The sequence below is a fragment of the Pontibacter sp. BAB1700 genome (assembly GCF_000277005.1).
GTDB lineage: Bacteria > Bacteroidota > Bacteroidia > Cytophagales > Hymenobacteraceae > Pontibacter > Pontibacter lucknowensis.
Genome location: NZ_AKIS01000091.1, coordinates 1 through 11,436 on the forward strand (window position 1 = coordinate 1; position 11,436 = coordinate 11,436).

At 50.4% G+C, this 11,436-nt stretch carries 14 protein-coding genes; 7 read left to right on the forward strand and 7 right to left on the reverse strand.

The window, feature by feature from the left end; all coding sequences use genetic code 11:
• Positions 1-39: 39 nt before the first annotated feature.
• Positions 40-381 carry a hypothetical protein gene (locus O71_RS21735; protein ID WP_051017750.1) on the reverse strand — a complete coding sequence of 114 codons (342 nt, stop codon included), beginning with the start codon at positions 379-381 and terminating at the stop codon, positions 40-42.
• 157 nt (positions 382-538) lie between these two features.
• Between O71_RS21735 and O71_RS11535 the strand changes: the two genes are divergently transcribed.
• The 5 genes from O71_RS11535 to O71_RS11555 all read left to right on the forward strand — a co-directional run bounded on the left by O71_RS11535 (position 539) and on the right by O71_RS11555 (position 3,943).
• Positions 539-1,330, forward strand: coding sequence for a phosphatase PAP2 family protein (locus tag O71_RS11535; protein WP_007656803.1), 792 nt, complete (start codon positions 539-541; stop codon positions 1,328-1,330).
• 65 nt (positions 1,331-1,395) lie between these two features.
• Positions 1,396-1,830, forward strand: a complete 435-nt coding sequence (locus O71_RS24640) for a zinc dependent phospholipase C family protein (RefSeq protein ID WP_051017751.1) — start codon at positions 1,396-1,398, stop codon at positions 1,828-1,830.
• A gap of 20 nt (positions 1,831-1,850) precedes the next feature.
• Positions 1,851-2,654, forward strand: a complete 804-nt coding sequence (locus tag O71_RS24645) for a zinc dependent phospholipase C family protein (protein WP_051017752.1) — start codon at positions 1,851-1,853, stop codon at positions 2,652-2,654.
• Positions 2,655-3,170: 516 nt separating this feature from the next.
• Positions 3,171-3,359, forward strand: coding sequence for a hypothetical protein (locus O71_RS11550; protein ID WP_007656806.1), 189 nt, complete (start codon positions 3,171-3,173; stop codon positions 3,357-3,359).
• Positions 3,360-3,496: 137 nt separating this feature from the next.
• Positions 3,497-3,943: a hypothetical protein gene (locus tag O71_RS11555; protein ID WP_007656808.1), complete on the forward strand. Its 447-nt coding sequence runs from the start codon at positions 3,497-3,499 to the stop codon at positions 3,941-3,943.
• A 46-nt stretch (positions 3,944-3,989) separates the two neighbouring features.
• Here O71_RS11555 and O71_RS11560 read toward each other — a convergent pair whose 3' ends face one another.
• From O71_RS11560 to O71_RS11580, 6 genes are all read right to left on the reverse strand, one after another.
• Entirely contained in the window at positions 3,990-5,504 is a 1,515-nt protein-coding gene (locus O71_RS11560; protein ID WP_007656809.1) for an HTTM domain-containing protein, read from the reverse strand.
• Positions 5,505-5,590: 86 nt separating this feature from the next.
• On the reverse strand, positions 5,591-5,965 hold the full coding sequence (locus O71_RS22685; protein ID WP_192811675.1) for a hypothetical protein: 375 nt from the start codon (positions 5,963-5,965) through the stop codon (positions 5,591-5,593).
• Between the two features lie 176 nt (positions 5,966-6,141).
• Positions 6,142-6,339 (reverse strand): hypothetical protein, encoded by a 198-nt coding sequence (locus tag O71_RS11565; protein WP_007656810.1) that lies wholly within the window; start codon positions 6,337-6,339, stop codon positions 6,142-6,144.
• 11 nt (positions 6,340-6,350) lie between these two features.
• Positions 6,351-7,505 carry a lysophospholipid acyltransferase family protein gene (locus tag O71_RS11570; RefSeq protein ID WP_007656816.1) on the reverse strand — a complete coding sequence of 385 codons (1,155 nt, stop codon included), beginning with the start codon at positions 7,503-7,505 and terminating at the stop codon, positions 6,351-6,353.
• 167 nt (positions 7,506-7,672) lie between these two features.
• Positions 7,673-8,071: a hypothetical protein gene (locus tag O71_RS11575; protein ID WP_007656818.1), complete on the reverse strand. Its 399-nt coding sequence runs from the start codon at positions 8,069-8,071 to the stop codon at positions 7,673-7,675.
• A 264-nt stretch (positions 8,072-8,335) separates the two neighbouring features.
• Positions 8,336-8,635, reverse strand: a complete 300-nt coding sequence (locus O71_RS11580) for a hypothetical protein (protein WP_007656819.1) — start codon at positions 8,633-8,635, stop codon at positions 8,336-8,338.
• Positions 8,636-8,727: 92 nt separating this feature from the next.
• Here O71_RS11580 and O71_RS11585 point away from each other — a divergent pair, with 92 nt between their 5' ends.
• Positions 8,728-8,928 carry a helix-turn-helix transcriptional regulator gene (locus O71_RS11585; RefSeq protein ID WP_007656820.1) on the forward strand — a complete coding sequence of 67 codons (201 nt, stop codon included), beginning with the start codon at positions 8,728-8,730 and terminating at the stop codon, positions 8,926-8,928.
• A 133-nt stretch (positions 8,929-9,061) separates the two neighbouring features.
• A partial coding sequence (gene carB / locus O71_RS11590; RefSeq protein ID WP_007656821.1) for a carbamoyl-phosphate synthase large subunit occupies positions 9,062-11,436 on the forward strand: 2,375 nt, incomplete at its 3' end.

Here is an 11,436-nt window from a genome sequence, read left to right on the forward strand (position 1 = left end):
CAGTTATCACCATTTTACCGGTTTTGTATGAAACAAAGTTTAGCATGGGGCTGTAGGCAGGTCGCGCACCATCATCCGGAAATGATTGAGAGGCCCTAAACTCACCCGGCTGGTTGGCGACGAGAAATTAAAAACTGTGATAATGCCGCTGTCGGTGATATCGTTTCGTTGCAGGGCGTGTAACTGTATTTTGATAACCTGACGAGGAGAAAGTGTCTTAGAGGGCTTCAGAAAGCGGGCTTTTGAGTTCATGACTGTCCTGGCTTCGTCCGAGGTATAGCGTACATGGTCTTCCGCATTCATCTCGGGCATAGCCGGAAACTGCACCCACAGTAATACCAGCAAAATCACCCCTACACCGAGCAGGAGTTTGTCGTACATATTTTCAAACCCTCTCATATTAAATATGTACTTTATATAGAGTTAATAAGTTGTTAATAAATCATTTTGCCATGTAAACAGCTCTTTTTTTAGGGTAAATGGTCTACGGGGCATATAAAATTGAGAAGATTGCGTATAAGAGTTGGATTTGTCCTGTATGAACCATTTCCTGACACATCTTTTTCAATCTACACGTGGTTGGCTTGCCAGGCAGCCGCTGGTGCAGCGGCTGTTTCATCGGTTTCCCAGACTTTCCAGCTTTCTGCTCCGCCGCTTCGATACTACTACTTTCATTGGCTTACCCCTGACCATCCTGTTGCTGGTAATAGCGGTCAATGCGGCGCTGCTCTCACAAATAACTGAGGACGTAGTGGAGTCGGAGGGGGTGGTGCACCTTGACAAAGCCTTTACAGCCTTTCTCTACAGCATGCGCAGCGAGTGGCTGAGCCACACCTTTTATGCATTTACCCAACTAGGCACACGGGAGGCAGTCTTTGCCGTTGGGGGGCTGGCTACGATTGTGTTTTTGTACAACCGGCGCTACACGGCGGTATTGGCTTTCTGGCTTACCATGGCCGGGGTGGGGCTATCAGTGCAGTATGGCAAGAAGTTTATCAGCCGCGATCGCCCTACTGAGGTGGCTTTCTATCCAGAGCATAACTTTTCTTTCCCGAGCGGACATGCCACCACAAGTATGGCGCTCTGGGGTATACTGGCCTATTTTGGCTACCGCCACTTGTACCAGAGGCGCTTGCGCAACGGAGTGCTGGTAGGAGCAGGAGCTTTGATCCTACTGGTGGGGTTCAGCAGGATCTACTTAGGGGTACACTTCCTGTCAGATGTGTTGGCGGGCTTTTTGCTGGGTGCCATGTGGGTGCTCTTAGGGATAAGTATCGTGGAGGTGATGAGTTACCTCAGGACCCGCAAAAAGCTACGGGCCTCCACCTAAATATAGTCTGCATGCTATCTCTTATGCCGTCTTCTGCGTACAACACCTGACGCATACCCACTGTTATGAACTACCGCACCCTGACGAGGCTGAGTTCTCTGGCCCTTTTGCTTTACTTTTTGTTGACAGCAGCTACCGCCCGCGCCTATGGTGTGCTCACGCACCAGGCCATTATTGATGCCGCCTGGAAGGACTCAATAGAGCCTCTGTTGCGCAAGCGTTTTCCCAACGCCACCGACGAAGACCTGCAGAAAGCCCACGCACATGCCTATGGAGGTTCCATTGTGCAGGATATGGGCTATTTCCCTTTTGGCAACACATTCTTCACAGACCTGACCCACTACGTGCGCAGTGGCGCTTTTGTCGAGAATCTAATCAAATCGGCTACTACTATAGAAGAGTACGGCTTCGCGCTGGGGGCGCTGTCGCATTACAATGCTGACATACATGGGCATCCGCTGGGCACGAACAAGGCAGTGGCACTGGTATACCCGAGGTAAAAGCTGAGCATGGGCAGGAAGTGACCTACGCCGAAGATCCTGCGTCGCATGTCAAAACTGAGTTTGGGTTTGATGTGCTGCAGGTAGCCCGGGGCAACTACGCACCCGACGAATACCAGTCATTCATCGGATTTAAAGTTTCAAAAGAACTGCTGGAGCGTGCCTTCCTGGAAACGTATGGGCTTGAGCTGAATGATGTGTTTATGAACGTGCCACTGGCGATCGGAACTTACCGCTATACCATCCGTGGCCTGATACCCGATTTGACCAAAGCAGCCTGGCAGGCCAAGAAGAGTGACATACAGGAAGCCAGACCGGGCGTAACCCGCCGTGAGTTTCAGTATCACATGAAGCGGTCGGATTTCAACCAGGCCTGGGGGACAGATTACGAGCGACCCAACATTTTCGCCCGTTTCATTGCCTGGATCATCAAAGTACTTCCCAAAGTAGGACCTTTCCGGACACTCGCCTTTAAACCGCCTACACCTGAGGCCGAGGAAATTTTCTACCACAGTTTTAACGCCACAGTCGAAAATTACACAAAGCTTATAAAGCAGCTCAGACAACAGGGCCAGCTTAAGCTCGACAATATGCAGCTCGATACAGGAGAGCCAACAAAGCCCGGCAGTTACAAACTCACGGACGAGACGTATGCTGAGCTATTGCAAAAGCTTGCTAAGAATGAGTTCAAGCAAACAAGTCCTGCCCTGCGACAGGATATCCTCCAGTTTTACCAACCCCGGAAAGCGATGCAGGAAGTAGAGGAGGACGATCGTCCTGAATTAAAAGAAGCCCTCCTGCAACTAAGAGCACATCAGTTGTAAAGCATAAGCAGCCTCAGTAGTGTAGGTATAGCCAATGACGTAACCAGCACAGAAGTCTGCTGCCCATAGTCACTAACCTGAACGTTGATGAGCATATATGATTATAGCGGGCCGAACTTGTGCGCATTAGGGAATATGAGAGACGACTGCAACCCTGTATCCTAAAAACCGATACATATAAGTCTGACACCCTGTCTGAACAGGCCAAGTGCAGTTATATGACAAGGTGTACATGTGTTTAATTAAAAGAAACTTACCTATGGAAAACAAAACGAATAAGAATTCGCAATCGAATCAGAATCCAACAGCTCAGAGCAGCTCACAATCAAATACTTCGAATATGGCTCAAGCCAGTCATCAGCTTCAAACGCTATCAGTGGCAACCAGTCTTCTGCCAGAAACTCATCTGGAAATAGCCAGTCGGCTTCTTCGGGCAAGTCGAACTGGAAGGATACATTCAAGAAAGAGAACCTGGATAACCTGACGGGCAAGCTGCAGGAGTTTGGCAACAGCACCATGAACAAAGTGAACGGGCTGAGCACTACTCAAAAGGTAGTAGGCGGTTCTTTACTGGCACTGGGTGCAGGCTGGGTGGCTATGAACTCGATGAATAAAAATAAATCAGGCAAAATGGGCTCTAAAATAGCGAGCGCCCAGGAGAAGCTGAAGAAAAACCTGAATAAGAATCTGGGAAGCAATAGATAATTGCTCCTTTGTAAAGCTACATGGCAAAAAGCCGGGTGATTAACCCGGCTTTTTGTGTCATACACCTGTAGCAGACTGGCAAGTATTGCGTATAGCAACAAAACTGACCTTAATAACTCTATGAAGAAGTTAATACTATGGAAGTAAGCAAAGCACTGGTAAGCGGACTGGCAGGGGCCGTTGCCATAACGATCACACATGAAACCCTGCGCCGGCTTGTTCCTGAAGCACCCCGTATGGACGTGCTCGGAATGCGGGCCATTTCAAAAACAATGAAGAAAGCAGGAGCACAGCCACCCGAAAGCAGTTCCCTGCGCGCCTGGGCCATGTTAGGTGATATTGTTTCCAATTCTATCTACTACAGCTTTGCCGGTGTAGGTAAAGGTGCCTGGCTGCGTGGCGGTCTGCTAGGAGCCGGAGCCGGAGCGGGTGCTGTGTTGCTGCCCGGGCCGATGGGCTTAGGCACTGACCCTAGTAACCGTACCAACAGCACCCGCGTGATGACCGTCGGGCTATACCTGATGGGAGGCCTGGTAGCCGCTGCCGTGGGCAGCGCACTCGCCTGCGATGATGAAAATTGCTGATACCTGCTACAAGGAACATAACATGTGCTCTGTATTTGTGACTGGCTTACTCTGGTAAATTAGCACATGTGCAGAGCACTTCTCTTTGAGGAGTTACAGGCTGATAGTCGGGTAAGGTATACTCTTTCATGTATACCACCTGCAGTTCTTTTATAGGGTTGCCTGGGTGTGCCTCGTTCCAGCGACGCACCAGGTAGTTGCAGTAGTAAGGCCTTAAAAACGCATAGTGCACAAACAAGTAATTTTCGGAGTACTTGCGCCAGCGGTCATTTTTAAACATGCTCACCACAGAAGCCGGCTTGGCGTAGTCTGCCTCTTTCCCTTCACGGTTCAGGTCGATTAGCTGACCATTCTCCGCATGTCCTTCCAGTACATACCAACCGTCGTCCTTAAAAACAGCGGGCGCAAACATGCCCCAGCGCTGGTCAACACGCAGTAGGTTGCCAAACCAGGTTGTTGAGTCGGGCATAGCGGGTACCCGCGCAGTTGCTCCTGACAGATTCCACCAGATGCAGTAGATCAGCACAAAAGTCACGAATCCTTCCCGGGCGTATCGCAGCTGGTTTTTAGAAAGCAGTGGCTTTTGCAGGCTGATCTGTAGCCGTAGTTGGGCCGGGCTTCTGAAACCTTTGAATATGCGCTGAAACTGGCCTGATAATGGTCTCCTGAAAGATGTGAGTAGTTTTCTCTCTGCCCAGTTCATGGCCTGAGGAGGAAGGAGACCAGAAATTGAAGCAATATTAATGAGGTAAAACAAACCTACAAACAGCGTCAGGCTGATGCCGATATGAAACATGAACAACACCCCCACCACAATGAGCCGCCATACGTGATTATAAAAAGGAATCAGCAGGAGGAAGGGCAGCAGCAACTCGGTATACCAGGTCGTGAGCGTCAGGAACCGGAGCAGCTCAGGGTATGGGTAGATGAGCTTGCCTACTGGCATCAGGATTTGGTCGAGGCTCAGGGCATAGTAGAGTGCGGTGCCATCCAGGTTCCATTCCGGTGAACTTTTGAGCAGGGCAGTGCAGAAGTATACCAGGAAGATCTGTAGGATATAAGCAGCTGTAGCCGCGCTAAAGTAAGTAGTTTGGAGCGGTTCCGGTTTTTTGGCTTTGGCTGCATCGTAGCTGTAGAATTTCCCCCATGGCAGAAACATCCCCCAGAAGAGCAGCATGCGCAGCAGGTCATCGCCTCCCTGTGCAATGAAAGTGTTCCGGTTTTGGAGCGATACGAGCAGTATCCAACTGACAATAGTAGCGGTACGTGTCTTGTAGCCGAGCAGGAGGAAAATAGCAAACACGGCAGCAATCAGGAAAAGCACGACCTGCACCTGCCATAGTCCGCTTAGGGTATGAAAGGAAAAGTGGTACGGATGCCAGCCAAATTGATGCAGTACATGCAAGGGAAGTACGCCCATGTTGGAATAGTGCGCTTCGAGGTCTGTTGCACGTATAGCGAGGTCGGTTAAGATAATACCGGCAACCCATATGCGCATGACTGCCAGGGCCCGAAGGTCAACTGTAAAAACACGTCGCAGGTATTGCTGCAGCTGATGCATGTTTTAATAAGGGGTTTAGTTTAAAAACAAAAAGGCAAACCCAGTCAGGTGCTTGCCTTTTTGCTGTAGATACCTGAGTATAATTCCTATCGAGGAGAAGTACCCATAGTAGTTGTTCCAGTTGTGGTACCAGTTGTAGTTCCAGTCGTTGTGCCGGTAGTGGTACCTGTAGTTGTTCCGGTTGTGGTACCTGTAGTAGTGCCGGTTGTGGTACCTGTGGTTGTACCAGTTGTGGTTCCCGTAGTCGTGCCCGTTGTAGTACCTGTCGTGGTTCCCGTAGTCGTGCCCGTTGTAGTGCCGGTAGTTGTGCCAGTAGTGGTTCCCGTAGTTGAGCCGGTTGTAGTGCCATACACATCGGTATCTGTTGAATCAGTACCAGTAGTCGTTGTGTCTGCACACCCTGTCATTACCGTCGCTGCTACAAATGAAAGAGCGAGAATGTTTACAAATGTCTTTTTCATAGTCCTTTATTGTTTGTAATACTGTAAAAATTAGATTTCAGTATCCTGTTTACGGAACTATGGCTATTTGGATAGTTTTTTTGTGGAAATACACTAGCCAAATCCTGTTTTGATGCTAAATACTCAGGACAGGAATTCGGAATGATACGTAGTAATACCTATCAGTTTAAGGCTTCTCAATCTGGGTTCTTGTTAGTTGCCTGCTCGTAAAGAAACTCCTTGCGTGCTCCTTCAAGTTCATCAATAAGCTCCTGCCGTTGGCGTTTCAGGCTTTCTGCTACCGGGCTCTTGCTCAGAAAGAGGCGTAGCAGCAGCCAGTGTTCACGTACCCGCAGCAGTGTGTTCCAGTAGCGCAGTGCAAAAAAGCCTGACAAGGGTAGGCTGATCAGGTATAGCAGCAGATATACGGCGTTTGGCCAGAAGTGCCAAAGGATAGCGCCTGCAGGGCGTACAATACCGGAAACGAAAAAATACCCACCGACAGCATGATCGGTGCTCTGAATTCCTGCTCCTCTGTAAGTGCATCAGCTACTTTAGAGGGTATGATATAGGCCAGGTAGTTATTGATAAGCCCGTAGAGGTATAGCGGCATAGTAAGCGTTAGCAGTAAGGTACGGGCAAGACTCTGCCGCAACAGCACATTATTTTCTTCCATAGTGGGAAGGTGTTGCAGGTCCAGTTCCTGAAGCTGCTGCGTATACGATCGCATTTTGTTTCGAAAGCGCTCCACCCGCTCCGGTTGGGTTTCCATAAAGTGCGCCAGCCCTTTTACAATAGCTCTTGTCAGCAGGAAGTCACGCACGTGGCGTGGGGCTTCGATGGGTGTTTGTGCCGCCAGTTTCTCTTTGTATACCTGCTCAATCTGACGCACAAGTGCATCCTCATCATCAGAAGGGGTTATCACAATCAGCTTCTCGAGCTGCTGCCGTATCTGGTCCGTCAGTTCATTGACAGTGCCCTTCTCGTCCTGCTGGTATTGAGTCAGGTAAGGGGCGACAGCGATGGGTCTGCCCACATTCACGAACACATCACTTCGGAAGCGTGTAGGGTCAGAGTAGTTGAGCCCCACAGGGAGTATCTGCAGGTTAGCCACTGCTGGCATATGTGCTACAGCCCCCAAGGCCATCCGGGCCGTGCCTGTCTTGATTTTGCGCAGGCGCCTTTCGTTGAAGCTGGTTCCCTCCGGAAAAATAAGCAGTGTTTTGCGCTCCTTCAGTGCCTGGTAACTGGCTCTGAACGTTGCTTCATTGTCTATTGGAACGCCCGGCGTATCCGCCTGCCGATGAATAGGAATCAGGTTCATGCGGTGTAGCAGCCAGTTGTGCAGCGGCGAACTGAACACCGTACTCTTCGCGATAAAATACACCTGTTGCGGGAGCAGCGAGGCGATCACGATCGGATCCATAAACGTATTGGGGTGATTAGCCACTACCAGTAACGGTCCTCGCACTGGCATCAGGTGACGATTGCGCACCACAAACCTGCGGAAGAACACCCAAAGGCCTGTACGTAGAATCAGCTTTAGAACAAGGTATAGCATGTGCGCTTTTCAGGTATGAGCATATACTTGCCGAGGAGTATGCCTGTATTTAGCCTGACAATATAAGCAATATCCTGAATAACCGGATATAGGAGAATGGGGACGAACAGGACGCAGTTGCAGGTATGGTAAGTTATCGATAGATAATAGGCGAAGTAAAAAACAGCTTATTCTTCAGAAGTAAGCCAATCGTAAGCGGAAGTGAGGTCATCAAATTCCCGGGTTTCGAAAGGAAGCGGATGGGGACGGCTGGCAAATACCTGCTGAATCTGGCGGCTGGCAGCAGGGTCGAATGGATTGAGAGAAGCAAAGCGCTTAAGTGGGAGTTGGCTAAAAGCCTGAACATATACATCGCGGGTCCAGGCCAGGTCGTCGGGGTCTAGGGGAGAAAGTAGACGGCTGTCAGTAATGGTGTAAGGCGCACCCAACTCCCGGGCAAGCCTGATCAACCTGATGAGTGCCTGTCTGTATTGCAGGCTGCTGCACTTGCCATACCATTGACTTAACAGCACATGGCTGGCTGCATGATACTCTAGGAGCAGATAATCCGTTTGAAAGTAAACCATAAGTTATGGCATTAAACCGGTGAATATCAGCTTAATGATACTGAATAAATATGGTACAGTCAACCTTTTTATTATAAAATGACGCTATCATAATATTATAGTAATGCTATGCTTTGCGGAAGTTCTCCTGATTTGTGCTGCAACCTGATCTAAAACAAGTCCACAAAGATATTCAGGACCCCTTCCTGGTACTGTGTGGATACAAAAAAGCCGCAGATAGCAGCACTGAATGCTTGAATCTGCGGCTTTCACATCTGAGAAAAATTATTTTGTTCTCAGGTTATTGGCGTTACTACCATCAAGTTTGCGGGTGTCTTCCTCATTTTTGGCTGCGGCATTGCCGCCCTCCTCTATGCCTTCTGGCTCAGCGTCTATAATGTCGTGCTCCTCTTTTTTGAGACCCTCCAGCGGTTCCGGGTTTTCTTCAGGCAGACGCTCGCTCTCTTCCGAATTGGTTATATAATCGTCTTCACGTGGTGTTTCCATGGTTCTGTATTTTAGGTTATACTTTGTGTACGTATTGCGGGCGCAAGGTTTAGGTGCATCCTGTGTTAAAATCGGCATTGCTTTACCAGGCGCATTAGCCCTGCTGCTTTTCTATGCCTACATTTCGTTCAGGTATAAGCTCCATCAAGTCCGCAAAACACCAGAGGCGGATGCGGAATAACATCATAATAGAGCGGACCAAAAAAGACATGACCCAGAAGCAGCTGGCCGGGGCCTTGGGCGTAACCCGCCAGACGATCAACGCCATCGAGAAAAATAAATACCGGCCTTCTACCTTAATGGCTCTTAAAATGTCAAACCTCTTCGGCTTAACCGTAAATGCGCTTTTTGTGCTCGAGCAGGGTGATTAGCAGGCTCCAAATACTCTTGGTACAGGTATGGCGGCTGCCCTGTGTTAAAAAAAGAAAGCCCTTGGGTGCATTTTTAGTTTGTGAGCCCCAACATTTTGCGGTAACTTTGGGCAATTTATACCTACCAAAGCACATGCCTAAAGACACCAGTATTAAATCCGTTCTGATTATTGGTTCTGGCCCCATCGTTATCGGCCAGGCCTGCGAGTTTGACTATTCCGGTTCGCAAGCAGCCCGTTCTCTTCGTGAAGAAGGAATCGAGGTGACGCTCATCAATTCAAACCCCGCCACTATCATGACCGATAGTGTGACAGCGGATAATGTGTACCTCAAGCCGCTTGAGAAGAAGTACATCATTGAAATCCTGGAGAAACATAAAATTGACGCCGTGCTGCCAACCATGGGCGGGCAGACAGCCCTGAACCTGGCCATCGAGTGCGACAAGGCCGGCATCTGGGAAAAGTACGGTGTCCGTATCATCGGGGTGGACATCAACGCGATCGAGACCACCGAAGACCGCGAGAAGTTTCGCCTCAAAATGATCGAGCTCGGGGTAAATGTTTGTAAGGGAGAAACAGCTACCTCATTCCTGGAAGGAAAAGAGATAGCGCAGGAAATTGGTTTTCCACTCGTTATTCGCCCTTCGTTTACCCTTGGTGGTACGGGGGGCGGTTTTGTTAATACCCCTGCCGAATTCGACGCAGCCCTGACCCGCGGCCTGCACGCCTCACCGGTGCACGAAGTGCTGGTAGAGCAAAGCATCATGGGCTGGAAAGAGTACGAACTCGAACTGCTGCGCGACAACCTCGGCAACGTGATCATCATCTGCTCGATCGAAAACTTCGATCCGATGGGCGTGCACACCGGCGACTCCATTACGGTAGCGCCTGCCATGACCCTGCCAGATACGGTATACCAGCAAATGCGCGACCTGGCCATCAAAATGATGAACGGCATCGGGCAGTTTGCAGGCGGCTGTAACGTGCAGTTCTCTGTGAGCCCGGACGATGACACCATCATTGCTATTGAGATCAACCCGCGTGTATCCCGCTCTTCGGCGCTGGCTTCTAAAGCCACTGGTTACCCGATTGCCAAGATCGCTGCCAAGCTGGCCATCGGCTATAACCTCGACGAATTGAAGAACGCGATCACTAAAACTACCTCGGCTTACTTTGAGCCGGCGCTGGACTACGTGATTGTGAAAATACCGCGCTGGAACTTCGATAAGTTTAAGGGCGCCAACCGCACGCTGGGTCTGCAGATGAAATCTGTGGGCGAGGTGATGGGCATTGGCCGTACCTTCCAGGAGGCGCTGCAGAAGGCCTGCCAGAGCCTCGAGATAAAGCGCAACGGACTGGGCGCCGATGGCAAGGAGATGACGAATTATGATGACCTCATCTACAACCTGAAGAACCCTAGCTGGAACCGCCTGTTCTGCATCAAAGACGCCATGCGCATCGGTATACCTACCAGCACCATCCAGAACCTGACCAAGATCGACCCATGGTTCCTTTCCCAGATCGAAGAGATCGATATGTTGGAGAAGGAGATGGAGAAGTATACCCTGGCTACCCTGCCGGGTGAGTTGCTGCGTGAAGCCAAAGTAAAAGGCTTCGCCGACCGCCAGATCGCGCACATTCTACGCTGTCTTGAGAGCGAAGTGCATGCCGTGCGTATGGAACTGGGTATACAGCGCGTGTACAAAATGGTGGATACCTGCGCCGCTGAGTTCGAAGCCAAGACACCGTACTTCTACAGCACCTTCGATGGTGAGAACGAGAGCATCGTGACCGACAAGAAAAAGATCGTGGTGCTGGGTTCCGGTCCGAACCGCATCGGACAAGGTATAGAGTTCGACTACAGCTGCGTGCACGGTGTGCTGGCGGCTAAGGAGTGCGGCTACGAAACCATCATGATCAACTGCAACCCGGAAACGGTTTCCACGGACTTCGATATTTCGGACAAGCTGTACTTCGAGCCGGTATTCTGGGAGCATATCTACGACATCATTCTGCACGAAAGACCGGAAGGTGTGATCGTGCAGCTGGGCGGACAGACGGCCCTGAAGCTGGCTGAGAAGCTAGACCGCTACGGCATTAAGGTAATCGGTACAAGCTACAAAGCGCTTGACCTGGCCGAGGACCGTGGTTCGTTCTCCTCACTGCTGCGTGACCTGGACATTCCATATCCTCCATTCGGTGTGATCGAGTCTGCTGAAGAGGCGCTGGAGCTGTGCAAGGAGCTGAAGTTCCCGCTGCTGGTGCGCCCAAGCTACGTACTCGGTGGCCAGAGCATGAAAATTGTGATTAACGAGAAAGAGCTCGAAGCCCACGTGATTGACCTGCTCAAAGACCACCCAGGCAACAAGGTGCTGCTCGACCACTTCCTCGACCATGCCATTGAGGCAGAAGCCGACGCGATTTGTGACGGCGAGGACGTGCACATCTGCGGTATCATGGAGCACATCGAGCCAGCTGGTATCCACTCTGGCGACTCTTACGCCGTGCT

Excerpts from the sequence above, each read along its gene's own strand:
- O71_RS21735 (WP_051017750.1), bottom strand. The coding sequence starts at position 381 with ATGTACGACAAACTCCTGCTCGGTGTAGGGGTGATTTTGCTGGTATTA.
- O71_RS11535 (WP_007656803.1), top strand. The coding sequence starts at position 539 with ATGAACCATTTCCTGACACATCTTTTTCAATCTACACGTGGTTGGCTT.
- O71_RS24640 (WP_051017751.1), top strand. The coding sequence starts at position 1,396 with ATGAACTACCGCACCCTGACGAGGCTGAGTTCTCTGGCCCTTTTGCTT.
- O71_RS11550 (WP_007656806.1), top strand. The coding sequence starts at position 3,171 with ATGAACAAAGTGAACGGGCTGAGCACTACTCAAAAGGTAGTAGGCGGT.
- O71_RS11555 (WP_007656808.1), top strand. The coding sequence starts at position 3,497 with ATGGAAGTAAGCAAAGCACTGGTAAGCGGACTGGCAGGGGCCGTTGCC.
- O71_RS11560 (WP_007656809.1), bottom strand. The coding sequence starts at position 5,504 with ATGCATCAGCTGCAGCAATACCTGCGACGTGTTTTTACAGTTGACCTT.
- O71_RS22685 (WP_192811675.1), bottom strand. The coding sequence starts at position 5,965 with ATGAAAAAGACATTTGTAAACATTCTCGCTCTTTCATTTGTAGCAGCG.
- O71_RS11570 (WP_007656816.1), bottom strand. The coding sequence starts at position 7,505 with ATGCTATACCTTGTTCTAAAGCTGATTCTACGTACAGGCCTTTGGGTG.
- O71_RS11575 (WP_007656818.1), bottom strand. The coding sequence starts at position 8,071 with ATGGTTTACTTTCAAACGGATTATCTGCTCCTAGAGTATCATGCAGCC.
- O71_RS11580 (WP_007656819.1), bottom strand. The coding sequence starts at position 8,635 with ATGCCGATTTTAACACAGGATGCACCTAAACCTTGCGCCCGCAATACG.
- O71_RS11585 (WP_007656820.1), top strand. The coding sequence starts at position 8,728 with ATGCGGAATAACATCATAATAGAGCGGACCAAAAAAGACATGACCCAG.